Below are 23,460 nucleotides of genomic sequence, written 5' to 3'. Positions count from 1 at the left end.
TATATTATAAAAAGAGCTATATTTTATCGTAAGCCTTAATATATTTTTACGCATGGATCCTGGCTGGTATGATCTTAAAAATTTTAAGTACCTTTCTAATAAACAAGAGAATTGGCCATTTTATTACCAAATATAGCTGTTTTATGTTTTATAAGCTTAAAAATTAAAAATGTTTATAAGTTTTTTGTCCAATAGATCAAAGCAAAAAACTTGTAACGCTATGTAATCACGTTTCTATGATGTACTTTTATTATATTTATAAAGATTTTTTAGCTTACTACAAGCTAACTTCTAGAATTTATCGCTTAATACACACTCATTAAGCACAACATTATAAAAATTGGTTTTACGTTTTTAATAGCAATTCGCTAAGCAAATAAGTATACATTTTTAAGAAATTTTCTATAAAAATTTCTGTGTAACAAATTAAAAAGAAAAAAGGATTAGAAAAATGGTGACCCATACGAGACTCGAACTCGTGTTACCAACGTGAGAGGCTGGTGTCCTAACCGCTAGACGAATGGGCCAAAATGGATGGTGCCCCGTGTAGGCCTCGAACCTACGACCCCATCATTAAGAGTGATATGCTCTACCAACTGAGCTAACGAGGCAAGATTAAATAGTAATAATAAATCTTAAAGTGTTATCTTAGAACTTATAATCTTAAAATTTAATTTGACACTCAATAATGGGTGCTCTATGAGACATAACCTTAACCTAAGGTTTAATAGATGGCGCAGCGGACGGGGCTCGAACCCGCGACCTCCGCCGTGACAGGGCGGCATTCTAACCAACTGAACTACCGCTGCACCTAAAATGGTGGTCGCTATAAGACTCGAACTTATGACATCCACCTTGTAAGGGTGGCGCTCTACCAACTGAGCTAAGCGACCTAAAATTTAAAAAATATCTGGCGACCCTTAGAGGATTTGAACCTCTGTTTCTACACAGAGAAAGTAGAGTCCTGAGCCACTAGACGAAAGGGTCATAAACCCAAAAATGGTGTCCTGCGTTGGATTCGAACCAACGGCCCCCTCATTAAAAGTGAGATGCTCTACCGACTGAGCTAGCAAGACATTTATTTAAAAAAGAATTGAGATTATACAAAAAACATTATTACATGTCAAGAAACAAGAAAAATATCTAATATTTTCTACAATAAATGCTGATTATATAAGATTATTTTAAATAATAAAAAAGAATGGTGCGGATGAAAGGACTTGAACCTTCACGCCGTGGGGCACCAGATCCTAAGTCTGGCGTGTCTGCCAATTTCACCACATCCGCACAACAATAATAAAGTGGTACGCCCATCAGGATTCGAACCTGAGGCCTACGGCTTAGAAGGCCGTTGCTCTATCCAGCTGAGCTATGAGCGCATAAAGTATTTTAAGTGGCGCGCCCGATAGGAGTCGAACCCATAACCTACAGATCCGAAGTCTGTCGCTCTATCCAATTGAGCTACGAGCGCCCAAAATGGGGTGAGTGATGGGAATCGAACCCACGACCCTCAGGACCACAATCTGATGCTCTAACCGACTGAGCTACACTCACCATTTAACATGGTCGGGGTGAAAGGATTCGAACCTTCGGCCCTCTGGTCCCAAACCAGATGCGCTAACCAGACTGCGCTACACCCCGCCTGAGTCGTGTTTGTAAGTTTATGCCACTACCTCATTAAAAAGTCGCATTTTAACTTGTTTTTTTTATAAAGTCAATTAAAAAACACTTAAATTAATAGAAATTATATATAAAAAATAATTCAATCAAAAATATTAATTAATACTTCACCAAATACTTAATTTTTACACAAGCAAGCTTTTTGTGCTTCTCTATCTTATTACCCAACCATAAAGCATGACCTTTATTTCACGGATTTTTAAGTATCCTGGCACGAATATTTTAACTAATATTACAAAGGAATAAATATCAACTTATTATCTATTATGCATTTTATGCTTATCAAAATTTTACCTTCAAATTTAAACAGATTTATCTTTTCGGGCTAGAATTTTTTGATTAACATTTTATCCATCATATCATTAGCTTTTTCATCATCGTAAAAATATTATTTAGCTATTGCTTTCTTTTTAGCATAGATATTTATACTTTCCACTGCCAATGAAAATGCCATTGCAAAATAGATATATCCCTTTGGAATATGAAATCTTAATCCTTCAGCAACGAGCGTCATGCCCACAAGCACCAAAAATGCAAGTGCTAAAATTTTTATAGTTGGGTTATTATCTACAAAATTAGAAATACCTTTTGACGCTACCATCATTACACCAACTGCTAAAATAACAGCTATGATCATTATCTCTATATGCTCGGCCATTCCAACAGCCGTTATAACACTATCAAGAGAAAAAACAATATCCAAAACAGCTATCTCGCTTACAATAACCAAAAAATTTGCATGTGATTTTTTACTATTTTTATGCTCTTCGCCTTCACCCGAAACACTAGAATGTATTTCAAGGGTTGATTTTACAAGTAAAAATAGACCTCCCAGTATAAGCACCAAATCTCGGCCGCTTATGCTAAATTCTGCGATAGTAAAGAGTGGCTTCGTAAGCTTCATGATCCAAAACAATGAAAGTAAAAGTAAAATTCTAGTCACCATAGCTAGCCCTAAGCCAACAATCCTACCACTACCGCGCTGCTCTGGAGGTAACTTACCTACCAAAATAGCAATAAATATAATGTTATCTATGCCTAAAACTATCTCTAAGCCAGTTAACGTAAGTAGCGATATCCACGCCTCTGGCGAACTAAACCATTCAAACATTTGCTTCCTTTGTTAAAATTTTTATTATGCTATCAGGCAAAATTTCATGCTCTATCGCATGGATTTTGCTCTCCCAATCCTCTAAGCTCATACCATCTTCTCTTTCAAACGCTCTTTGTGCGATGAGTTTACCTCCGTCAAGCTCCTCGCTCACGTAGTGCACGCTCACACCACCTATCATCATATCGCTCTCAAAGCTCTCCTTTATCGCATGAGCACCTTTAAAAAGTGGCAGTATAGAAGGATGTAAATTTATGGCTTTTATCTTCGATGTAAAAACAGGAGTTAATATCCTCATAAATCCAGCAAGTACTGTTAGCTCGGCACCGCTTTTTAAAATTTGCTCCACAACTGCAGCGTCAAATTCCTCACGATTTTTAAATTTAGCACTCTCTATTATCGTCGTCTCAAGCCCAAATTTCTTAGCGCGCTCTATGCCATATGCGCCTGGCTTGTTGCAGATACAAAGACAAACTTCGATTTTTATACCATTAAAAATTTGATTATGAACTTTTTTAAGTATCGCTTCTAAATTTGAGCCACTACCGCTAAAAAGTACGGCTATCTTTTTCGTAAGCATTTTACTCCTTTTATAATGTCTGTTGGCTCGAGCGCGTAGCTGTTTTTGCCAAAATTTCTAAGGCTAAGCGCATGAGCTAGTGTAGCCGAGATAGCAGCATCCAGTGGCTCGTAGCCTTGAGCTAAAAGGGCAAGCACAAGTCCGCTTAGCACGTCACCACTGCCACCTTTTGCAAGCGTATTTTTACCATAAGGCATGATGTAAATTTGCCCGCCTTTAGCGATTATCGTATTTGCGCCTTTAAGTACTAGCACGGCCTTAAATTTCTCGCTCCAAGCCTTAGTATAAGCAAATCTATTTTCTTGTAATGTTTTTACGTCGATATCTGCTATATTACAAAGCCTTAAAAGTGAGCAAAATTCCTTTGGATGGGGCGTTAAAACACAGTTTTCATTTAATAGATCAAGCACTTTTGCGCTGTAAAAGATATCAGCGTCAAGCACTAGCTTTTTGCTCTTTAAAATTTGCGTATCAAGCTCTTCTATGCCCTTTTTGCCAAGCCCCATGCCAACGGCTCCAGCGTTCATTTTCTCGCTTATCTTGCTTGCTTGCATGATCTGCGTTGGTAAATTTAAGTCCTGCTTGCCTATCACGCTAACTAGCCCAGCCCCAAAGGCAAATGCCGCCTTTGCACAAAGCTTGCTAGCTCCTATGTGCTCGCCAGATATGATAAATGCATGGCCAAAGTCGCCCTTATTTACGCACTGATTTTTTCTATTTGGAAGTACAAGGTCGCATTTTTCAAGCAAATGATAGTCGCTCTTGCACTCATAGTTTTGAGCGCTTATACCAAGATCAGCGACCTTTATCTTGCCAACAAAGTCTTTTGCAGCGTCGCTATAGAGCCCAAGCTTTCTAGCTCCCATTGTGATCGTGATGTCCGCTTTTACGCAAGCACCTAGCATCTTGCCGTCACTACTTAGCCCACTTGGCATATCACAAGCGATAGTGTAGGCAGAGCTTTTGTTTATCTTTGAGATAAGCTCTATGTGCTTTTCGTCTAAATTTCTATTTAGCCCTGAACCAAAAAGTCCATCTATGACACAGTTCGCTTCTTTTAAACTAATATCTATATCGTGGCTTTCGTGCACATTAGCTAGTTTTGCACGTTCAAGCTGTTTGGCGGCTAGTGGCTTTAAATTTTTACTAGCTAGGATAAATTCACACTCAAACTCACTCTCAAGCATTCTTAACGCACAAAGCACGTCTGCGCCGTTATTTCCACCACCACAAACGCCTAGTACTCTCATGCCTTTTTTAAATTTTTTACGTATAAAATTTGCTATGCCGGCGGCGGCGTTTTCCATTAAAATTTCTTCACTGAGGTCAAATTTCTCGCCTGCCCTCTCGTCCAAAATTCTCGTATCTAAATATAAATTTTTCATTCTATGCCCTAAAACTAAGTGCCTCTAAGATGTGGGGCTTTAAAATTTGCTCGCTCTCATCAAGGTCAGCGATACTTCTAGCCACTCTAAGTGTTCTTTTTATGCCTCTTTGAGAAAGATTGTACCTCGAGGCTGCCTTTTGTAAAATTTCTCTTGCTTCATTATCCAGTAGACAAAATTTTTCTACTTGTGCGTCATTTAGCTTGCCGTTTAGCTCATCTTGATTGCGTTTTTTTTGAAATATAAAGGCTTTTAAGACCATATCACTCATCTGCTGTGAGCTCAAACTAGCCTTGTCGCCTGGCGAGCTCTCGTCCATAGCAACTTTTAAATCAATGCGGTCAAGCACTGGAGCTGAAATTCTTGATTTGTAGTTTTTTATCTCATTTTCGCTGCATTTGCAATTTAGGTTGCGAGAGAATAAATTTCCGCAAGGGCATGGATTTTGAGCTGCTACGAAGATAAATTTAGTCTCATAAGTCACTTTTGAATTCACTCTTGCGATGTGGATTTGGTTGTCCTCTAGTGGCTCTCTGAGGCTCTCGATCACTTGTTTAGAAAAGTGTGGAAATTCGTCAAAAAATAGCACTCCACCATTTGCAAGTGCGATTTCGCCGATCTTTGCGACATTTGAGCCACCACCAAATATTGAACTTTTTGTCGAGGTATGATGTGGTGAGCGAAAAGCTCTAGTGCTTGTAAATTCACTATCTTGAAGGTTTAAAGAGCGGTAAGCGGCAGACTTTAGTACCTCTTCTAAGCTTTGTGGCGCCATGATGTAAACTAGGCGTTTTGCACACATACTTTTGCCACTACCTGGACTGCCTTCAAATAAAATATTGTGCATGCCAACAGCTGCAACAACGCAGGCTCTTTTTGCGCGATCCTGACCCAAAACATCCTTAAAATCAAGCTCGAAGTTTAAATTTGGAACATATCTTTTGCCAGAAATTTCTATCACGTTTGAAAATAGCTCATGTGTAGCGTTAAAACGTATGCTTTTTGCAAATTCTATGTCATTAAAAAATCTAATCGCTTCCTCTAGAGTACTAACCGCATAAATCTCTAAATTTGGGATCATAGAAGCTTTTTGTGCTATCTCTTTTGGCACCAAGACTTTTACGTTTTTTACCTGCGTGCTTAAAAAAAGAAGGATTGAGAATAAATTTGCTGTGCTTTTTACGCTTCCATCAAGCCCGAGCTCGCCAAATACAAAAATTTTCTCTAAGCTTTTTGCCTTTTGAAGAGCTATAAGAAGAGCGATAGCTAGGTCAAAATGTGAGCCGCTCTTTGGTAGATCTGAAGGGGATAAATTTATGGTTATCTTTTGTGCTGGAAAAGAAAAATCAAGTGCCAGAAGCGCTGCCTTTACGCGTTCTGTGCTCTCTTTGATGCTTGTGCTTGCAAGCCCAACGATGCTAAAACCAGGAAGCCCGCGAGAGAAGATAGACTCAACGTCAATTATCTTTAATCCATCGCCGTAAGTAGCACATCTTAAAGACTTCATGAAACTTTTTCTTTTTTTTGCTTTTTGTATTCCTTGTCAAATTTTTTGCGTTTATTAAAGCCGATTTTTTCTATAAAAAGATGTCCATCTAAATGATCGTTTTCATGCTGGATAGCGATAGCTAAAAGCCCATGAGCCTTTAAGCTTTGCTCTTTGCCAAAGCGGTCTTGATATTTGATAGCCACAACCTCATTTCTTTTTACATCTTCATAATATCCAGGCACACTAAGGCAACCCTCTTGATAGATGCATTCTCCTTCACGTAGTTCAAACTTTGGATTTATGATTTCGATTAAATTTTCTTTATCTTGCACGCCCTCATCATTGGCTAAATTTATAATAAAAATTCTTTTTGCAACACCTACCTGAATAGCAGCAAGGCCGATGCCTTCTTTTGCAATCATCGTATCATACATATCATCAAGTAGTTTGTGAAGTTCCTCGTCAAAAATTTTAACCTCTTTTGAGACTTCATAAAGCTTTTTATTTGGATAAGATAAAACCTCTAAGATCAAGCTCAAACTCCTATTTATTCACCCAAAAATATAGGCTGCTCATCATCTTGTGTTAGTATTAGTTGATCTAACGAGTAAGAGATTAATTCTTCAGCACTTCTTGTTTTTGTTATCATGCTTGAAACCACTTGGATATCAAGCTTACACTCTTCACCATCTATCTTCCAAGGTATAGATGAAAGCATATTTAAAATTCTGCTACCGGCTTGTTTTGTGCCATTTTCATCAGTATATTTCATAACCATAGCAAAACAGCCATCACCGTAATGAGCTACTATATCGCTTCTTCTAGAAGTTCTTAAAAGAAGCTGTGATATAGCTTTATACATATTGTTTCGCTCTTTTAAATTTTTAACACGATTTGTAAATCTATCTTTTGCTCTTACTAATAAAAACGATGCGTTATAGCCATATCTTTTAACGGCTTCTACTTCACTTTGTACTGTGGCTACTAGAAATTTTTTATTATAAACGTCATATGTCGTATCGTAAATCGACTGCTCTTCAATAGATTTAAGCATCTTGGCTACTTCGTCATAGCTTACTTTAATGACATCAAGATGCTTATCCATAAGGCTGTTTAATTTTATTAGGTCATGATTAAATGCGCTTAAAACATTTTGAAGAACTAGGATATTTGTATTGTTTTTGAGTGCATCCATGCGCTTTTGCACTAGGCCTCTCATGATGCCTAAATTTTTATAGATTAGCACCACGGCTTGAAGCATGCTTTTTATCTGGATAAATCCTTGCTTTATCTCTTTTTCAATAGAGATATTACCATTTGTAGGCACTGAAATTTCAGAATTTGCGACTATAATATCACCGATCTCTTTTCTAAATTCATCAGGCTGTCCATCAAGCATTTTCTCAAAATAAATAGAGTAATTATTTGGCGTAGATGGAACATTATCGTCGCTTAATTCATGCAAAACATTTTCTGAAAATCTGTAGATATCTACCTTTTCTTTTTCTAGAACATGTTTTACCTCAACCACTTTTTTCTTAGGGTCTGGTGCATTATCTATCTTTATCACTTTGGGCCTTATTTAAAACTTTTCTCCAAAATTTTATCAACAAGTCCGTACTCTTTGGCTTCGGCCGAACTCATAAAAAAGTCACGTTCAGTATCTTTTACGATCTTACTTAGCTTTTGACCTGTATTTTTGGCCAAAATTCCGTTTAAAATCTCTTTCATACGTAAAATTTCACGAGCTTGTATCTCGATATCAGTCGCTTGTCCTCTAGCGCCGCCAAGTGGTTGATGTATCATGATGCGAGAATTTGGCAACGCATATCTTTTACCTGGTGCGCCACAGCTTAGCAAAAATGCACCCATGCTAGCAGCTTGGCCGATACAGATCGTGCAAACATCTGGCTTTATGTAGTTCATCGTATCATAGATGCTAAAGCCACTTGTTATAACGCCACCTGGTGAGTTTATATATAGATAGATATCTTTATCTGGATCTTCAGCCTCTAAAAATAGAAGCTGGGCGACAATAGAAGCGGCCATGCCGTCCTCTATCTCACCACTTAGCATAACGATCCTGTCTTTTAAAAGACGGGAGTATATATCATAGCTTCGCTCACCTCTACTAGTTCTTTCAACTACGACAGGAACGTAATAGCTCATTACTCGACCTTCTCTTTTTTACTTGCTTTTTTCTCGTCTTTTTCTTTGTTAAAGAGCTCACCAAATAGCTTCTCTTCGATCATTGACATCTTTATAGCTGGAAGCATGCCTTGGTTGCGGTACATCTCAAGGTGTGCTTTTGGATCTTGACCGCTTCTATATGCCTCAAAATAGATCGCTTGAATGACCTCTTGATCGCTTACTTTCACGCCTCTTACGCGAGCTAGCTCATCGATAATGAAAGTTAACCGAACGCTATTTTCAGCATCTTTTCTAAACTCATCACGTTTTTTAGAAAGAGCGTCTTTGTCCTCTCTAAATTTTTTCATATCATCTGGAGTAAATGAGCTCCATGCGTTTCTAAACTGCATATCGATCTCTTGCTCAACAATATTTTTTGGCACATCAAATTTAAATTTCTCGACCGCAGCTTCAGCAAATTTTGGCTTAAGCTCATCATTTATAAGTTTATAAATTTTCTCTTGGCGGATTTGCTCTTTTATACGCTCATCAAGTAATTCTTCAGTTGGCTTTTCTTCATTTGGAAGTAAAGTTTTTAGCATCTCTTCATCTAGTTTTTCAGGAATTTTTCTCTCTTGAATTTCATGAAGTTTTATTTTAAAGATAGCGTCTTTGCCAGCTAAATGTGCAGCGCCATAGTTTTCTGGGAATTTAACCTCGATATCTTTTTCGCCACCAGCTTTTATGCCTACCATACCATCTTCAAAGCCTGGGATAAATTGATTTGAGCCGATCTCAAGCACATAGTTTTCAGCCTTGCCACCATCAAATGCAACGCCATCAACAAAGCCCTCAAAGTCAAATTTAGCAAAATCGCCAACTTTTAGGCCTCTTTTGCTCTCTACTTTTTCAAGTGGAGCTATCATTTTTAAAAGTTCAGTTTTTTTCTCATCGATATCTTTTTTCAAAACACGTGGGTTTGAAAACTCAGGTATCAAGCTCTCATAGCCGCTCACATCGACACTTGGCTTAAATGAAACTGTTAGCTCAACATCGATCTTACCATCTTTTCTGTCAAATTTTGAAACAATAGGCTCGCCGATAAGATCATCATTTTTTTTGCCTGCTTGTTTTATAGCCTCATCAACAACATCTCTTAAGACATCTTGCTCAGCATCATTTGTTAGCTCTTTCTCGTAGCGTTTTAGCACAATAGCAACTGGCACATGGCCTTGTCTAAAGCCATCTACTTTCATAGTTTTTGCTGCTTTTTTTGCTAGTTTCTCTACGCTAGACTTTATAGCATCTGCACTTACAGTTGTGCTAGCTAGGGTATTTACGCTATCTAGAGCTTTTGTTTTGATTTCCATCTAATTCCTTTATGAATACAAATTTTTAGCCCAAAATATAGCAGAATTTTCCTTATTTCATTGTAAATTTGTAAATTTTTATAGATATAAAAGGCGTTTTAACGTAGAATCTGGCAATAAAATTATGGAGAAAATTTATGCAAGAGAGTTTTGAAAATTCGGTTAAAAACATGCTAACGATTATAGGCGAAGATCCAAACAGAGAAGGCCTTATAAAGACGCCTGAGCGTGTCTTTAAAGCATTTAAATTTCTAACTAGCGGATATGATGAAGATCCAAAAGAGGTTCTTGGTGACGCACTTTTTACTAGCTCAAATAATGAGATGGTTTTGATGCGAAACATCGAATTTTACAGTCTTTGCGAGCACCATTTGTTGCCTATTATCGGCCGTGTGCATGTGGCGTACATCCCAAATGGCAAGGTCGTTGGCCTTAGTAAAATTCCACGCATGGTAAATATCTATGCAAGACGCTTGCAAATTCAAGAGCAAATGACTGAGCAGATAGCAAAAGCACTTGAGGACGTAATAGCTCCAAAAGGCGTTGGAGTTGTCGTTGAGGCTAGACATATGTGCGTTGAGATGAGAGGTGTGCAAAAGATAAACTCAACCACTACGACCTCGGCACTTAGAGGCTGCTTTATCAAAAACGCAGACACAAGACGAGAATTTTTCTCGCTTATAAACTCTCCTAGGGAAACGCATTTTTGAGCTTAGAGCATATAAATTTAAAGCTTAAAGAGGGTGTGAAACTCTCAAACACCTTTGGCATCATAACTAAAATCACAGCTACGACTATCGAGATCACTGGACTTCGTCCAAGTATTGGTGATATCGTGCGTATAGTTGCAAAAGATAAGAGTAAAAATGGCCTTGGCATGGTTACACAAATAAAGACAGATGGCGCTTATATCAGTCCATTTGGCTTTGTTGAGGGTTTTAGGATAGGCGACTTCGTCTATGAAAGCGATCAAGGTATGAGCATACCCGTGGGGCCAAATTTACTAGGCCGCGTGGTCGATCCATTTATGAAGCCGATTGACGGCAAAGGAGCGATCGAGACGACTGAATATATGCCGATCATGAGAGCACCGATAGATGCGATGAAAAGAGGGCTTATAAACGAGCCTTTTAGCGTTGGTATAAAGACTATAGATGGACTGCTTACTTGTGGTAAAGGGCAAAAACTGGGAATTTTTGCAGGTTCAGGCGTGGGTAAATCAACGCTCATGGGTATGATCGTAAAAAACACACTAGCTCCCATAAAAGTAGTCGCACTAATAGGCGAGCGTGGCCGTGAGGTGCCTGAATTTATCGAAAAAAACCTAGGCGGCGACCTGGAGGGCACAGTCATCATCGTAGCGACCAGCGATGATAGCTCGCTCATGCGAAAATACGGCGCATTTTGTGCGATGAGCGTGGCTGAGTACTTCAAACAGCAGGGCAAAGATGTGCTTTTCATCATGGATAGCGTAACACGTTTTGCGATGGCGCAGCGTGAGATCGGCCTTGCGCTTGGCGAGCCACCTACATCAAAAGGCTATCCACCAAGCTCACTCACGCTCTTACCACAGCTAATGGAGCGCGCGGGCAAAGAGGAGGGTAAGGGCAGTATCACGGCATTTTTCACCGTGCTAGTTGAAGGCGATGATATGAGCGATCCGATAGCTGACCAAAGCCGCTCTATCCTAGACGGACACATCGTGCTAAGCCGCGAGCTAACGGACTTTGGCATCTATCCACCTATCAATATCCAAAACTCGGCCTCGCGTGTCATGGGCGACGTGATAGGCAAAGAGCATAAGCTAAATGCGATGAAATTTAAGCGCCTCTACTCACTTTTAAAAGAAAATGAAGTTTTGCTTCGTATCGGCGCATATCAAAAGGGCAGCGACAAGGAGCTTGACCTTGCGATCTCGAAGAAAGAATTTATGGAGAACTTCTTAAAACAAAGCTCAGAAGAGGCCTTTGCGCTTGAAGAGGTCGAAGAACTACTCGATAAGATCAATCAGTAAATTTCTAAAATTTATAAGCCTTTTTACAAAATTTGGCTACTAAAAATATAATCAATTTTTTATACTAATTGTTAAAGTGATCACGCATTACTTCTTTACTTCGGATGTAAAAATCGCACTCAAAGACCTATAAATTTCTATTTTCTCATCTCTTTTTTGATTTCAAAAAGCGCTGCTACAAATATCATGAAAGAGAATTTGAAATTTATGAGGCTTTTTATTTTAGACTTCGTGAGACGGCTATTTTTGTATTACACAAAATGACAAGATTTTAATAAAACTTTTTTAAAGCACCAAACGTGCAAATATACATTCCAAGCAGCGGTCATGGAGTGGATAAACTCCAAAAATTTAGGATTTTTTAACAAAAACTACTTGTTTAGCAAAGACCATGTTACAATTTTAAGGCAAATAAGCGGGCCAAATTTATACTAAGTAATTATGTGCTGATGTCTGTCTTGCTATAAATTTTGGTGGCAGTCATAGCGCAAATTTAATTATAAAATCAAAATTTTACGTTTAGTCCAGTAATCCCTAGCACTTTAGACTTTACCTCTTGGCAAAAGCGTATAGCCACACGAGATAGTAAAATTTGGAAGAGATTAAGAGCCAAATCCCATCTTTTTATCCTCGCCAAAGCTAGAGTTTAGCTCACGCTCTATCGTGGTTTTGAAGTCCTCAAAGGTAAAAATCCCATCATCTTTTATAGCAACTTTTAGTGCGGTATTTTTTAGCGCGAGGACGATTTGAGCGCCACTTAGGTTAAACTCAGCCAGCCTTTCTACGCTAAAGCCATCTTCAAAGCTTGCATTTTCGGGCAAAATTTTACGCCAAATGGCAAGCCTGCCGTTATAATCAGGCTTTTTAAACTCGATCTTGTAGTCAAATCTCCTAGAAAACGCCACATCAAGGCTTTGTAAGAAATTTGTCGTGGCGATCAGCACACCCTCAAAGCGCTCGATCTGCTCTAAAAAGATATTTTGCATTTGATTATGCATCTTCTCAGCCCCGCTCGAGCTCTCCACTCTCGTGCTTAAGAACTGATCGGCCTCATTTAGCAAGAGCACCGGCTCGCTGCCACTTTTTTTGCAAATTTCTTTGTAAGTATCAAAAATTTTCCTTACATTTTGCTCGCTCTCTCCGACATATTTGCTTAAAATTTTTGAGCAGTCAAAGCTTAGAATTTGCTTCTTTAGGCTCTTTGCAAGCCCAACGGCACTCATGGTTTTACCAGTGCCAGGCTCGCCGTAAAAGATGATCTTGGCGTCTATATTTTTTCTAGTTTTTATGCCCCAGCTGCTAAGTCTGGCGAGTACTTTTTTATCTACTTGCTTTAGTATCGTGCTTAAAAGCTGCTTTGTCTTTTCGTTTAGCACGACGTCTTCTAGGCTAGTTACTGGCTCTATTAGCTCAAAAATTTCTTGCTCTTTTACCAGGCTTTCGATCTTGATTTTCTTGCTGTTTTTGTCATTTTTTGGGTGCATTATGCTTTGCAAAATTTCTTCGTTTATAAAAAAACTCTTGCTTACGTTGCCATAAGCGTTTAAAACCTCGTCGTAGTCGATTAGTGCGCCTTCAATTAGCCTTGAGCCATCCTCTAAAAGAGTACGATTTTTGATGCGTTCAAGCTCGTCTTTGCTTATTAGCCCAACTAGCGTGTTTAGGTCGCGACCATTTTCAAAGTCGCCCGCGTACTCCTCTTTTAAAAGGGCTAAAAATATGATCTGCTCTTTTTCGTCAAGCGAGTTTTCTTTAAAAATTTGCTCTATCTTTAGGCTGATCTTACTTAGTTTGACGCGCTCATTTATACGCTTTGTTAGCTCAGAAATTTGCTCATTTATACGCTTTTTGGCATCACTTGAGCTGTTTTCAAAAATAGCAGCCTTTGAGTAAAGCTCCACCTTTAAAAACTGATCTTTTAAATACTCCAAATGATCCTCATATGGCGTAAGCTCTGGTAAATTTATATCAGCGTTGCCATCTTCAAGAATTTTTAAAAATGTGGCTGATAGAGAAATTTCAGAATGAAGCAACGAAAGAAGCCCTTGAGCTGAAGCCCTTTGTGTGCTCTCAGGTATTTTAAAAAGACTATAATTTTGTACAATCCAACCGCTATCAAGCAAGTTTTTTATAAATTTTAGATACAAAAGCTGCTTATCATTTTGTGTGCCAAAGACTGCTCCAAGTAGCTCAAAAACGCTCATATTAGCTGTTCCTTGCACATAAGCTTTACTTAGATATTTTAAAATTTCTCCCTCTTCATCGCCACACTTTATCAGCTCGTAAATTTTACTTTTTTTGAGGTCCTGGTTTAAAAAATCAAGCAAGTATTTCACTAAAATTTATCCTTCATCTGCTCTATTTGCTCTTTTAATACACGTTTTAGCACCTTGCCAGTGGCATTTCTAGGCAACTCTTCGGCAAAATAGATACTCTTTGGTATCTTGAAATTTGCTAAATTTTTCTTCAAATGCTCTCTTACTGTTTTTTCATCAAGATCCATGCCATCTTTTACTTGTATGAAAGCAACGACCTCTTCATCAGCATGTACATCTTTTACGCCAATTACCGCTGTTGCTTCAACTGCTTCAAGTTTGTAAATGACTTCTTCTATCTCACGCGGATAGATATTAATGCCCTTTGATATGATGAGGTCTTTTTTACGATCAACGATATAGATAAAGCCCTCTTCATCGACTTTGCCAAGATCTCCAGTCTTTAACCAGCCGTTTATTATGGTCTCATCAGTGATGCTTGGCATACCATAGTAGCCTTGCATTACGCAATCACCCTTTATGATGATCTCACCGATCTGGCCAACTGGAAGCTCCATCATCTCATCATTTACGATCTTTACCTCATAGCCATCAAGCACTGGTCCTACACTTAACAGCTTTTGTTTATCATATAAATTTGCAGCTACGACTGGCGAGCATTCGCTAAGGCCATATCCCTCGACAAGTGTTGCACGCGGAAATTTCACTCTAAAGTCATCTATCGTCTGCTTTGCAAGCGGAGCTGCACCACTTACAAATAATCTAATGCGGTTAAACCATCTAAAATACCAAGGAATTTTTGCCTTACCGATAGCTGTATAGATAGCTGGAATTCCTAAAAATACAGTTACACGCTTTAGCAAAGTTTGTTTTAGTACATTTGAAAACGGAAATACCGACTTTACAAGTACCATAGATGCACTCGCAAATATCGGAAGCAACACCATTGCAGTTAGCGTAAAACTATGAAACATCGGCAAAAAGACTATGAAACGATCGCTTTTTTTCACTATAAAACGATCATGAGCTCCAATTAAATTTGAAAAGATATTTTTATAGCTTATCATCGCACCCTTTGGCTTGCCAGTAGTGCCTGAAGTGTAAATTATATGCATTAAATCATCTATTACCGGATGCTTTGCGATACTAAGAGCATATTTATGATTTAGAGTTTCTGTAAAATTTATGTTTTTAACAAGGCCATTATTTTCATAGCCCTTGCTCATATCCTCTTTTGAAATTTGAGGCGTTGAAGTGAGATACGCGCTCTCACCATACTCTTCGTCAGTGTCTATATATTCATCTTTTGAGGCACTTTGAAGTTTCTTTGGTATTGCTCCGATCCAGATTATCTTTCTTAAAATTTCAAGCTCATTTAATGCGATTAACTCTTTTGCAAGCGAGCTAGACGCAAAAAGCACCTTTGCACCACAATCATTTATGATATATTCAAACTCGTTTGCTTTTAAAAAAGTATTCATAGGCACTGCAATACCGCCTATTGCGGTTATCGCAAGGTATGAGATGATAAATTCTTTCGAGTTTGTAACCGCCATAGCTACTTTATCACCAAATTTTACTCCAGCAATCTGCAAATAAGCTGCCACTTTATCGACATTTTGCTTTAATTCGCGATATTTTAGCTTCTCTTTTTCTTCAAAAAGAACTGCTTGATTTGGATTTTCCTTTGCTACTTTGGTTAAAATTTCATAAAAATTATTATAAGAGTATCGCATTATTGACCCTAACTAAAATGTATATTTAAAAGTCGTACCAAGGATTTGGATCGTACCAGTATCAAATTCCCCTGACATTTTTCCATTAGCTGTTGAAATACTTGTTGCACGCTTCTTATCACGGTGTTGATAAACATATCCAAGTGCCATTTCAAGACTTGGCGTAAATTTATAATTTACTCCAAAAGAATACACCTTAGATGTAGTATTTGGAAGCTCTAATCCAGTATGCTTACTGCTTGTAATGTCTTCATCATAGGCAAAGCCAGCCATTAGCCTAAATTTTTCATTTACGTCGTAGGCAAGACCTAGTCTGTATGTATTTGTATCTTTTGCATTTTTTATGACTGGATCGTCCATAAATGTTTTGAAATACCCACTAAACGGAGAACTCGTGTGAGCTGCAGTCTTGTCGCCAAATTCAAAGTCATAGCTTTTAAATTTAGACCAATACGTCCTCTCAAAAGCTAGTAAAAGAGTAAAGTCGCTAAATTTATAGCCAGCAGCAAGCACAAGCTGTGCAGGAAGTGGGATCTCGACTTTTGTTTTGCCATGATAGCTTATAGGAGATAGCGCTCCGTTAAAATCAGCATCTGTATGGCCTTTAAGTTCTAAATTTACATTTGAGCGGTAAGTAACAGCAAAGCTTAAATCCTCAATAGGTCTATAAGTAAGCGCAACATTGTAGCCATAACCCATGCCATCGCCTTTTATCTCTCTATAGCCTATTCGTCCAAAGTCACTTGCTATCTTACCTTTACTATAAACGCCTCTAGCACCAAGAGCAAAGGCAAGCTTATCGTTTATGCGGTAAGCCACGGTTGGATTTAACTCAACAACTTGCAGCTTAAACCTTTTAGCGGTAAATGCGGTAGCTGGATCCTCCCACGATACACCAACAGCAGCAGGAACGGCAAGAGCTAAACCAAATTTCCAGTTTTCATAAATTTCTGGCGTTACAAAACTAAATGTACCAGCCAGCGAGTCAAATTTTTCTGACTTGTAGCTTTTGCCACTATCACTTTTAAACTCAAGCTTATTTATATGAAACCAGCCGAGGGTACTTTCTATGTGATGGCGTCCATCTAAAAACATCATATTTGCTGGGTTAAAATACGCCGCATCAGCCCCAAAACTAAAGGCCACGTTACTAGCAGCAAGACCTAAAGAATCAGCACTTTGCTCAGGAACTTTATAACCTCCAGCATTTAGCAAAGTAGATGCCATAATAATGCTTAATAGCACTTTTTTCATAGTTTTTCCTTTTCGAAATTTCTTAAAATTTTTATCTCGTCTTCCCAAATACTCTCGTCAATCGTCTCTAATATTAAAGGAATTTCGCCTATTTTATCATCATTTATTATATTTTTAAAAGCACTAAATCCAAGCTCACCCTTACCAAGACTCTCGTGTCTATCTTTTTTCGAGCCAAGCCCAAATTTTGCATCATTTAAATGCATACCGGATAAAAATTTATAGCCGATAATCGCATCAAATTCCCCCATCGTTTTAGCGTAGGCCTCTTTGCTTCTTAGATCATATCCGGCAGCAAATGCGTGACAGGTATCAAAGCAAACACCAACTCTGCTCTCATCGTCTACTCGCTCTATCAAATAAGCGATCTGCTTAAAACTAAAGCCTAAATTTGAGCCTTGTGCAGCTGTATTTTCGATGACTAGCTTTACACCGCTTGTACGTTTAAGTGCCACGTTCATGCAGCTTACGATATTGTCTAAGCACTCTTTTTCGCTTATTTGTTTTAGATGTGAGCCTGGATGAAAATTTAAAAGCTCTAGCCCAAGCTTACTGGCGCGATCTATCTCATCCACAAAGGCTTCAAGCGACTTTGCTCTTGCCTCCTCATCCGGATGGCCTAAATTTATCAAGTAACTACTGTGTGGCAAAACATGCTTTGTGCTTATACCAGAAATTTTTAGATTTTCTTTAAACTGTTCTATCTCGCTAGTACTTAGCTCTTTTGCATTCCACTGGCGTTGATTTTTTGTAAAAAGCGCAAAGGCATTTGCTCCTATTTTTGCAGCATTTAAAGGTGCATTAAACACGCCTCCAGCAGCACTTACGTGAGCTCCGATATATCTCATTTTAACTCTTTTATTATCACTCTTATTTTGTTTTTGCTGTCTATAAATTTGACGTAGTTATCGCAAACCTCGTATTTTATAAAATATGAACTTAGATCTTGACTAAAACCACACTCCGTATTCACCAATCCTTTGCCATCATAAATCTTTTCTTTTTGCAAAATTTCTTCAAAAAGGCTCTCATAATGCGGGGCTAGAAAAAATTTCTCATTAAACTCAGTCTTATTAAAACAAGCGCTATTTATGCAAATTTTATCTCTTATGCTTATATTTGCGGTGTTTACGCCAGAGCTATAAATTTGCAAATTTAGCTCATTTTTATATTTATGGAAAAATCCAACATCATTTATCTTGATCATCGGAGAAAATAAAGTAACTTGAAAAGCTTGTGAATTTTGCGGCGTTTTGGTAGCCACGCAACCTGTAAAAATAAAAACAGACAACAAAGTAAATAAAAAATTTTTCAAAAATTTTTCCTTATTAATCTAAAATTAAGTATAAAAGAAATATAATCCCAACTTCATAACCGACATGTGGCCCATTCGTCTAGCGGTTAGGACATCGCCCTTTCACGGCGGTAACACGAGTTCGAGTCTCGTATGGGTCACCACTTCTAAAAATCAAAATCTTATCCATATAAGCTTTAAAATATAGTTAATCTTAAATATTATTTTTAATTGTTATTTTAAATTTTTATTGAACTGTGCCGCTTTCAATTAAATGCGTTATTAAAATTTTAAAACCTAGAAAAATTAATATCGCTCCTCCCAAAAAGAGCGCTTTTTTCTCTAAAATTTCACCCATAAATTTACCTATATAAAAAGCAATCAAACTTAATGCAAAGCAGACTACGCCGATGATGAGCGAGCTTTGAAAGATGTTTATCTCTTCAAAGCTAAGTGTGACACCAACGGCAAGAGCATCCACACTAGTAGCAAATGCTCCATACAAAATAGTCTTAAATCCTATCTTAAGATACTCGCACTCCCCTTTGCTACAGGCCTCTTTAAACATTCTAAAACCAAGAAAACAGAGTATAAAAAATGCGATAAAATGATCGATTGAGCTTATAAATTTTGCAAAACTAACACCTAAAAGATAGCCAAGAAGTGGCATGAGAAACTGAAAAAAGCCAAGCATAAAAGCGATAAATAAAATTTTATTAAGAGCTAAATTTTTATACCTTGCGCCATTTGCCATATTTAGTGCCGCGCTATCCATACTAAGAGCGAAGCTAAGAAGTAAAAGTTGCATAGTCTTCCTTTAAAAAAAGGGTAAATTCTAGTGCAAAAAGATTAAATTTATTTTAAGTGTTTAGATATTTTTTGTATGATTTTGCTTTAAATTTAAAAAAGGAGAGAAGATGAAAAGATCTCTTGTTGTTCTTTGTGGCGCGCTTGCTTTAAATTTACAAGCCGCAAGCATGGACGATATGATAAACAAAGGCGTCAAAATAGCTACTCACGCATCAAGTGGCGACTACAAAAGCTTAGTTAGCGAGGCGCTAAATGCTGCTGTTAGTGAGCTTTCAAAAGAGGGCTTTATAAACAACGCCAAAGCTAAAATCCCACTCCCAAAAAGCCTTGAAATGGCGTCAAATTTAGCCAAAAAAGTGGGCGGCGAGAAGTGGGCGCAGGACCTTAGCAAGTCGATAAACAACGCTGCGACCACAGCCGTACCAAAGGCTGCTGAAATTTTTAGCGAAAGCATAAAAAATATGAGCGAAGCAGATGTCAAAAAGCTCTTTAACGGCGGCAGTGACAGCGTTACGAAGTATTTGCAGCAAAGCTCCAGCCAAAAGCTAAAGGCGGCATTTACGCCGATAATAGAAAAAATGATGAGTGATAATAGCTTTGCGACTGCCTATAATGGGCTAAATTCTTTCATCGGTGGCTCAGCAAAAAATAATGAAACGATAAAATCAGTAAAGAGTCTAGCTAAAAATTTAGGCGCAAGCGAGTATGTGCCAGATGACGGCGAGGATCTAAATGCATATATCACAAGAAAGACGCTAGATGGGCTATTTAACGTGATGAGCGAGAAGGAAAAAGGGCTAAGAAGTGGCTTTAGCCTAGATAGCGGCAAAAAGGTGCTAGACTCGATCTTTAAATGAAAAATTTAAGCGCACAAAACAGAGCCGACATCGCACTCATTGTAGTTGCCATCGTTTGGGGCGCTACGTTTTTACCTATGGCAAACGCACTAAAAACAAATAGTGTCTTTGTTATGCTCTTTTGTAGATTTTTTATTTCCGCTATCTTTATGGGACTTATAGCATTTAAACTTTCTAAAATTTTTGATAAAAAAAGTGTGGTTTATGGCACTATCCTTGGCGTAGTTCTCTTTGGCTCATTTGTTGCTCAAACTTACGCTCTAAAACTTACTTTTAGCTCAAGTGTTGCCTTTATTACAGGGCTTGAGTGTGTGATCGTGCCTTTTATGACAGCACTCATTTTTAAAAATAAAATAACTATTTTTGCTATTTTGGGGGCGCTTATTGCCATTTTTGGGCTTTGGCTCTTAAGTGGCGCTACGCTAGCACTTGGGAGCGGCGAGGCACTTGCCCTACTTTGTGCCATATTTTATGCACTTTACACGAGCTTAAATGGCCACTTTGTAAGAAAATGCGAGCTTTATTTGCTTGTATTTGTGGTATTTCTCACCGTCTCTTTACTCTCATTTGTCTTTGCGTTTATTGAAGGTAGTGTGGTGCCAAATTACGATAGGGAATTTTTTATAGCAATTTTTATCACTGCATTTATTGGCACTATTTTTTGCTACTTTGTACAAACCATCGCTCAAAGATATACAACAGCCAGCAAAGCAGCTTTATTTTTCTGTCTTGAGCCAGTTTCTGCTGGCTTTATCGGCTATTTTTTCGCTGGTGAAAAGCTAGCTCTCATACAAATTTTTGGCGCGATCTTAATAATCTTTGGAGTTATTTTTAGCGAATTTGGTAAAAAAATTTTCTCTAGGTCAAAACTAGCTTAAAAGACAAAAAGCTTCATCTGCGACTCTATCTTTTCATCTATAAACTCGCCGTCAAATCTCTCTTTTAACATCGCTAAAACCACCTTTTCATCGTAGTTTTTAGCTCCATTTATCTCAAGGTGCCAGCAAATATTCTCAGCAGCTTCTTGCACGCTTCGTCTAGCGATCCTTGTCTCATTTAAAATTTCACTCCTATAAGCGATCCCTTGCTCATTTAGCCACGCTTCAAGCCTATTTACAACATTTTTTTGAGAGAGAGTGCGTCCAAATTTTTCAAAAAATGGCTCAATCAAATCAGAACTTCTAGGCTTATCCCAGCCAAGGTAGAGTTTTTGCTTTGCGATATTATGAAATTTAGCAAAATCTTCATCGCTAGCAATCGCTGGACTCATTGTGCAAATCGCGATATCAAAGTGCTTTGCGGGCTTAAATTCTCTCCAAGAGCAAACCTCACTAGTTAAATTTGTCACGCCAAATCTTTTAGCATCTTCATTTAAAATTTCTATCATATTTTTTGAGCTATCAATGCCAGTTATATCTTTTGCAGTTTTTGACAAAAATATCGTCCAAACACCGGTACCACAGCCTATATCAAGAATTTCTTTACCGCTAAAATCAACTCCCCAAGCTAAGGCTTTAGCAAAAATTTGTTGCTGAATAGCACTTACTTTGCCATCAAACCTTTGATAATTTGACGCCTTTTTATCCCATAAATTTTGCATTTTAGCTCCTTATTTTTGGTTATAATTCTAGCAAAAAAGGCCAGAAATGAAAGATTTTATCTACAAAGTAATAATCCCACCACAAGCCATTGATATGCACGGACACATGAATAATGTCTATTATTTCACTCTTATGCAAGAGGCTGCATTTGCGCACTCTGCCGCGGTTGGCGACACGGTCGAGGCGCAGTATAAAAGAGGCGAGATCTGGCTCATTAGAAAAAATGAAGCCAAATATATAAAAAGCGTAAAATTGATGGATGAGATAGAAATTCACACTTATACACAAGCTGAGGGCAAGGCGACTTCGTGTAGATATTTTGAGTTTAAAAAAGATGACGAGCTAATAGCAACTGGCAAGACCGAGTTTGTCTATATCGATCTAAAAACAAATCGTCCAAAAGCCATCCCAGCTGAGATCATCGCACTTTACTAGTGATCACACTCATCACAAACGCCTTTTATCACGGCGCTTTTTATATTTTTAGCGACGTTTAGATGTGGCATATCGATGTTTGTGACTTTATGACAGATATCGCAGATAAAGTACGCTTTTGCCTCATTTGCCAGTTCGTAGTAGCTTTTATGATTATTTTCAGTTTTTATGACAAGGCCCTTTTTTTCAAAAATTTCTATGCTTCTATAAAAAGTGGTTTTATTTGCATTAAGGCTTTCTAAAATTTCATCATAACTTAATGGAGTTTTGGCATTTTGCAAAATTTCAACGAGCTTTATGCGAAAAGTAGTTGCCTTGATACTATGCTCTTCTAAGAAATTTCTTGCATTCATCCTTGCCCTTTTTATTTTTTGTATATTAACGCTAAAAGTTTTAAATTTCATTTAAAAAGCACTATATTTAGGCTTTTGTTCTTTAAGTTGCAACCAAGTTGCAATCTGCTAAACTTCCGCAATATTTTTTCAAATAAAGGAGAGATGGTGAGAAAGATTTTTGTTTTTTTAGCAGTTTGCGCTTTGTCACTTTTTGCAAAGCCAGTTGTTACGACTAGTATATTGCCTACAAAATTTTTTGTTGAGCAGATCGCTGGTGATACACTAAGCGTAAATACAATGGTTGGCAAAGGTGCTGATCCGCACACTTATGAGCCAAAGCCAAAACAGATGAAGGAGCTTGAAAAGAGCGAGCTTTACTTTGCTATTGGTATTGAGTTTGAAGATACTTGGCTAGAGCGTTTTTCAAAATCTTTTAAAAATTTACACATTGTAAAAACACAAGAAGGCATCGAAAAGATCGCTATGAGTGATGAACACGAGCATCATGAACACCATGAACATCACGAGCACAAGCATGAGGGCGAGCATAAACATGAGCATCACGAGCATCATGACCATGACCACGAAGCTGGCGAACATCATCACCATCATCATGATGGCCTTGATCCGCACATTTGGCTTGATCCAGTTTTAGTAAAAACTCAAGCTGATAATATAGCCAAGGCATTAATAGAGAAATTTCCGCAAAATGCAAAACTCTATGAGGAAAATTTAGCTAAATTTAAAGCTAATCTTGACGAGCTTGATAGTTTTATAAAAAATACTCTAAAAGATGTTAAAACTCGCGAATTTATCGTATATCACCCATCTTGGGGATATTTTGCAAAACGCTATAACTTAGAGCAAATTGCCATCGAGATAGAGGGCAAAGAGCCAAAGCCAGCTGAGCTAAAAGAGCTCATAGAAGAAGCTAAAGAGCACGGCGTAAAGGTTATTTTCGTGGCTCCGCAGTTTCCAACAAAGGCTGCGAATTTAGTAGCAAAAGAGACTGGCTCAAAGGTCATAAGTATTGATCAGCTTCCAGAAAATTGGCTAGATGAGATGAAAAAAACAGCAGAAATTTTTGCTAAGAGTCTATAAAA

The 23,460-nt window shown here is 37.9% G+C and carries 22 protein-coding genes and 12 tRNA genes; 7 read left to right on the top strand and 27 right to left on the bottom strand.

Going from position 1 to position 23,460, the window contains the following annotated elements:
• Positions 1 to 452: 452 nt before the first annotated feature.
• From CVT13_RS02690 to tig, 19 genes are all read right to left on the bottom strand, one after another.
• Positions 453 to 527, bottom strand: a tRNA-Glu gene (locus tag CVT13_RS02690).
• An 8-nt stretch (positions 528 to 535) separates the two neighbouring features.
• Positions 536 to 611: transfer RNA gene (locus CVT13_RS02685), tRNA-Lys, on the bottom strand.
• Positions 612 to 732: 121 nt separating this feature from the next.
• Positions 733 to 809: transfer RNA gene (locus CVT13_RS02680), tRNA-Asp, on the bottom strand.
• A gap of 8 nt (positions 810 to 817) precedes the next feature.
• Positions 818 to 893: transfer RNA gene (locus tag CVT13_RS02675), tRNA-Val, on the bottom strand.
• 18 nt (positions 894 to 911) lie between these two features.
• A tRNA-Glu gene (locus CVT13_RS02670) sits at positions 912 to 987 on the bottom strand.
• Positions 988 to 1,000: 13 nt separating this feature from the next.
• A tRNA-Lys gene (locus CVT13_RS02665) sits at positions 1,001 to 1,076 on the bottom strand.
• A gap of 126 nt (positions 1,077 to 1,202) precedes the next feature.
• Positions 1,203 to 1,287: transfer RNA gene (locus CVT13_RS02660), tRNA-Leu, on the bottom strand.
• A gap of 15 nt (positions 1,288 to 1,302) precedes the next feature.
• Positions 1,303 to 1,379 (bottom strand) — tRNA-Arg (locus tag CVT13_RS02655).
• A 15-nt stretch (positions 1,380 to 1,394) separates the two neighbouring features.
• Positions 1,395 to 1,471: transfer RNA gene (locus CVT13_RS02650), tRNA-Arg, on the bottom strand.
• 6 nt (positions 1,472 to 1,477) lie between these two features.
• A tRNA-His gene (locus CVT13_RS02645) sits at positions 1,478 to 1,554 on the bottom strand.
• Between the two features lie 9 nt (positions 1,555 to 1,563).
• Positions 1,564 to 1,641 (bottom strand) — tRNA-Pro (locus CVT13_RS02640).
• Between the two features lie 427 nt (positions 1,642 to 2,068).
• Entirely contained in the window at positions 2,069 to 2,791 is a 723-nt protein-coding gene (locus CVT13_RS02635) for a TerC family protein (protein ID WP_107811515.1), read from the bottom strand.
• Positions 2,784 to 3,371 (bottom strand): phosphoribosylglycinamide formyltransferase, encoded by a 588-nt coding sequence (gene purN, locus CVT13_RS02630; RefSeq protein WP_107695656.1) that lies wholly within the window; start codon positions 3,369 to 3,371, stop codon positions 2,784 to 2,786. The genes CVT13_RS02635 and purN overlap by 8 nt, the downstream gene beginning before the upstream one ends.
• Positions 3,353 to 4,756 (bottom strand): NAD(P)H-hydrate dehydratase, encoded by a 1,404-nt coding sequence (locus CVT13_RS02625; RefSeq protein ID WP_107811514.1) that lies wholly within the window; start codon positions 4,754 to 4,756, stop codon positions 3,353 to 3,355. Before CVT13_RS02625 ends, purN begins: the two co-directional genes overlap by 19 nt.
• Before the next feature lies 1 nt (position 4,757).
• The gene (locus tag CVT13_RS02620; protein ID WP_107811513.1) at positions 4,758 to 6,263 is read right to left on the bottom strand and encodes a YifB family Mg chelatase-like AAA ATPase; all 1,506 of its coding nucleotides are present in this window, start codon (positions 6,261 to 6,263) and stop codon (positions 4,758 to 4,760) included.
• Entirely contained in the window at positions 6,260 to 6,778 is a 519-nt protein-coding gene (gene def / locus CVT13_RS02615; protein ID WP_107811512.1) for a peptide deformylase, read from the bottom strand. Before def ends, CVT13_RS02620 begins: the two co-directional genes overlap by 4 nt.
• 14 nt (positions 6,779 to 6,792) lie before the next feature.
• Positions 6,793 to 7,815 carry a GGDEF domain-containing protein gene (locus CVT13_RS02610; RefSeq protein ID WP_107811511.1) on the bottom strand — a complete coding sequence of 341 codons (1,023 nt, stop codon included), beginning with the start codon at positions 7,813 to 7,815 and terminating at the stop codon, positions 6,793 to 6,795.
• 8 nt (positions 7,816 to 7,823) lie between these two features.
• Positions 7,824 to 8,414: an ATP-dependent Clp endopeptidase proteolytic subunit ClpP gene (gene clpP, locus CVT13_RS02605; protein ID WP_054196008.1), complete on the bottom strand. Its 591-nt coding sequence runs from the start codon at positions 8,412 to 8,414 to the stop codon at positions 7,824 to 7,826.
• Positions 8,414 to 9,745, bottom strand: a complete 1,332-nt coding sequence (tig, locus tag CVT13_RS02600; RefSeq protein ID WP_107811510.1) for a trigger factor — start codon at positions 9,743 to 9,745, stop codon at positions 8,414 to 8,416. The genes clpP and tig overlap by 1 nt, the downstream gene beginning before the upstream one ends.
• 137 nt (positions 9,746 to 9,882) lie before the next feature.
• Between tig and folE the strand changes: the two genes are divergently transcribed.
• A complete protein-coding gene (gene folE, locus CVT13_RS02595; protein ID WP_021090409.1) occupies positions 9,883 to 10,455 on the top strand; it encodes a GTP cyclohydrolase I FolE in 573 nt (190 codons plus the stop codon).
• An 11-nt stretch (positions 10,456 to 10,466) separates the two neighbouring features.
• On the top strand, positions 10,467 to 11,759 hold the full coding sequence (fliI, locus tag CVT13_RS02590; protein WP_413784296.1) for a flagellar protein export ATPase FliI: 1,293 nt from the start codon (positions 10,467 to 10,469) through the stop codon (positions 11,757 to 11,759).
• 602 nt (positions 11,760 to 12,361) lie between these two features.
• On the opposite strand, the gene CVT13_RS02585 is transcribed toward fliI, so the two are convergent.
• The 5 genes from CVT13_RS02585 to CVT13_RS02565 are packed head-to-tail and all read right to left on the bottom strand — an operon-like array spanning position 12,362 to position 18,340.
• The gene (locus CVT13_RS02585; protein ID WP_087578205.1) at positions 12,362 to 14,095 is read right to left on the bottom strand and encodes an ATP-binding protein; all 1,734 of its coding nucleotides are present in this window, start codon (positions 14,093 to 14,095) and stop codon (positions 12,362 to 12,364) included.
• A complete protein-coding gene (locus CVT13_RS02580) occupies positions 14,095 to 15,771 on the bottom strand; it encodes a fatty acid--CoA ligase (protein WP_107811508.1) in 1,677 nt (558 codons plus the stop codon). The genes CVT13_RS02585 and CVT13_RS02580 overlap by 1 nt, the downstream gene beginning before the upstream one ends.
• 12 nt (positions 15,772 to 15,783) lie before the next feature.
• Positions 15,784 to 17,025: an OmpP1/FadL family transporter gene (locus tag CVT13_RS02575; protein WP_107811507.1), complete on the bottom strand. Its 1,242-nt coding sequence runs from the start codon at positions 17,023 to 17,025 to the stop codon at positions 15,784 to 15,786.
• Positions 17,022 to 17,873 (bottom strand): deoxyribonuclease IV, encoded by an 852-nt coding sequence (gene nfo, locus CVT13_RS02570; RefSeq protein WP_107811506.1) that lies wholly within the window; start codon positions 17,871 to 17,873, stop codon positions 17,022 to 17,024. Before nfo ends, CVT13_RS02575 begins: the two co-directional genes overlap by 4 nt.
• Positions 17,870 to 18,340, bottom strand: coding sequence for a hypothetical protein (locus CVT13_RS02565; RefSeq protein WP_107811505.1), 471 nt, complete (start codon positions 18,338 to 18,340; stop codon positions 17,870 to 17,872). Before CVT13_RS02565 ends, nfo begins: the two co-directional genes overlap by 4 nt.
• Positions 18,341 to 18,408: 68 nt before the next feature.
• Here CVT13_RS02565 and CVT13_RS02560 point away from each other — a divergent pair.
• Positions 18,409 to 18,483 (top strand) — tRNA-Glu (locus tag CVT13_RS02560).
• 83 nt (positions 18,484 to 18,566) lie between these two features.
• Here the strand turns inward: CVT13_RS02560 and CVT13_RS02555 are convergent.
• The gene (locus CVT13_RS02555; RefSeq protein ID WP_107709444.1) at positions 18,567 to 19,127 is read right to left on the bottom strand and encodes a manganese efflux pump MntP family protein; all 561 of its coding nucleotides are present in this window, start codon (positions 19,125 to 19,127) and stop codon (positions 18,567 to 18,569) included.
• A 109-nt stretch (positions 19,128 to 19,236) separates the two neighbouring features.
• Here CVT13_RS02555 and CVT13_RS02550 point away from each other — a divergent pair, with 109 nt between their 5' ends.
• Positions 19,237 to 19,986, top strand: a complete 750-nt coding sequence (locus CVT13_RS02550) for a DUF4197 domain-containing protein (protein WP_107811504.1) — start codon at positions 19,237 to 19,239, stop codon at positions 19,984 to 19,986.
• On the top strand, positions 19,983 to 20,864 hold the full coding sequence (locus CVT13_RS02545) for a DMT family transporter (RefSeq protein ID WP_107811503.1): 882 nt from the start codon (positions 19,983 to 19,985) through the stop codon (positions 20,862 to 20,864). The genes CVT13_RS02550 and CVT13_RS02545 overlap by 4 nt, the downstream gene beginning before the upstream one ends.
• Here CVT13_RS02545 and CVT13_RS02540 read toward each other — a convergent pair.
• Positions 20,861 to 21,586: a class I SAM-dependent methyltransferase gene (locus tag CVT13_RS02540; RefSeq protein WP_107811502.1), complete on the bottom strand. Its 726-nt coding sequence runs from the start codon at positions 21,584 to 21,586 to the stop codon at positions 20,861 to 20,863. The genes CVT13_RS02545 and CVT13_RS02540 overlap by 4 nt on opposite strands.
• Positions 21,587 to 21,632: 46 nt before the next feature.
• Here CVT13_RS02540 and CVT13_RS02535 point away from each other — a divergent pair, with 46 nt between their 5' ends.
• A complete protein-coding gene (locus tag CVT13_RS02535; protein WP_107811501.1) occupies positions 21,633 to 22,022 on the top strand; it encodes an acyl-CoA thioesterase in 390 nt (129 codons plus the stop codon).
• Here CVT13_RS02535 and CVT13_RS02530 read toward each other — a convergent pair.
• On the bottom strand, positions 22,019 to 22,375 hold the full coding sequence (locus tag CVT13_RS02530) for a Fur family transcriptional regulator (protein ID WP_107811676.1): 357 nt from the start codon (positions 22,373 to 22,375) through the stop codon (positions 22,019 to 22,021). The two genes, CVT13_RS02535 and CVT13_RS02530, sit on opposite strands and share 4 nt — an antisense overlap.
• 147 nt (positions 22,376 to 22,522) lie before the next feature.
• Between CVT13_RS02530 and CVT13_RS02525 the strand changes: the two genes are divergently transcribed.
• Positions 22,523 to 23,458 (top strand): metal ABC transporter solute-binding protein, Zn/Mn family, encoded by a 936-nt coding sequence (locus CVT13_RS02525; protein WP_021090401.1) that lies wholly within the window; start codon positions 22,523 to 22,525, stop codon positions 23,456 to 23,458.
• The last annotated feature ends 2 nt before the right edge of the window (positions 23,459 to 23,460 follow it).

Source organism: Campylobacter concisus (assembly GCF_003049085.1).
Taxonomy (GTDB): domain Bacteria; phylum Campylobacterota; class Campylobacteria; order Campylobacterales; family Campylobacteraceae; genus Campylobacter_A; species Campylobacter_A concisus_H.
This window is presented reverse-complemented; position numbering and strand designations above follow the sequence as displayed.

Excerpts from the sequence above, each read along its gene's own strand:
- CVT13_RS02635 (WP_107811515.1), bottom strand. The coding sequence starts at position 2,791 with ATGTTTGAATGGTTTAGTTCGCCAGAGGCGTGGATATCGCTACTTACG.
- purN (WP_107695656.1), bottom strand. The coding sequence starts at position 3,371 with ATGCTTACGAAAAAGATAGCCGTACTTTTTAGCGGTAGTGGCTCAAAT.
- CVT13_RS02625 (WP_107811514.1), bottom strand. The coding sequence starts at position 4,756 with ATGAAAAATTTATATTTAGATACGAGAATTTTGGACGAGAGGGCAGGC.
- CVT13_RS02620 (WP_107811513.1), bottom strand. The coding sequence starts at position 6,263 with ATGAAGTCTTTAAGATGTGCTACTTACGGCGATGGATTAAAGATAATT.
- clpP (WP_054196008.1), bottom strand. The coding sequence starts at position 8,414 with ATGAGCTATTACGTTCCTGTCGTAGTTGAAAGAACTAGTAGAGGTGAG.
- tig (WP_107811510.1), bottom strand. The coding sequence starts at position 9,745 with ATGGAAATCAAAACAAAAGCTCTAGATAGCGTAAATACCCTAGCTAGC.
- folE (WP_021090409.1), top strand. The coding sequence starts at position 9,883 with ATGCAAGAGAGTTTTGAAAATTCGGTTAAAAACATGCTAACGATTATA.
- CVT13_RS02580 (WP_107811508.1), bottom strand. The coding sequence starts at position 15,771 with ATGCGATACTCTTATAATAATTTTTATGAAATTTTAACCAAAGTAGCA.
- CVT13_RS02575 (WP_107811507.1), bottom strand. The coding sequence starts at position 17,025 with ATGAAAAAAGTGCTATTAAGCATTATTATGGCATCTACTTTGCTAAAT.
- nfo (WP_107811506.1), bottom strand. The coding sequence starts at position 17,873 with ATGAGATATATCGGAGCTCACGTAAGTGCTGCTGGAGGCGTGTTTAAT.
- CVT13_RS02555 (WP_107709444.1), bottom strand. The coding sequence starts at position 19,127 with ATGCAACTTTTACTTCTTAGCTTCGCTCTTAGTATGGATAGCGCGGCA.
- CVT13_RS02550 (WP_107811504.1), top strand. The coding sequence starts at position 19,237 with ATGAAAAGATCTCTTGTTGTTCTTTGTGGCGCGCTTGCTTTAAATTTA.
- CVT13_RS02545 (WP_107811503.1), top strand. The coding sequence starts at position 19,983 with ATGAAAAATTTAAGCGCACAAAACAGAGCCGACATCGCACTCATTGTA.
- CVT13_RS02540 (WP_107811502.1), bottom strand. The coding sequence starts at position 21,586 with ATGCAAAATTTATGGGATAAAAAGGCGTCAAATTATCAAAGGTTTGAT.
- CVT13_RS02535 (WP_107811501.1), top strand. The coding sequence starts at position 21,633 with ATGAAAGATTTTATCTACAAAGTAATAATCCCACCACAAGCCATTGAT.
- CVT13_RS02530 (WP_107811676.1), bottom strand. The coding sequence starts at position 22,375 with ATGAATGCAAGAAATTTCTTAGAAGAGCATAGTATCAAGGCAACTACT.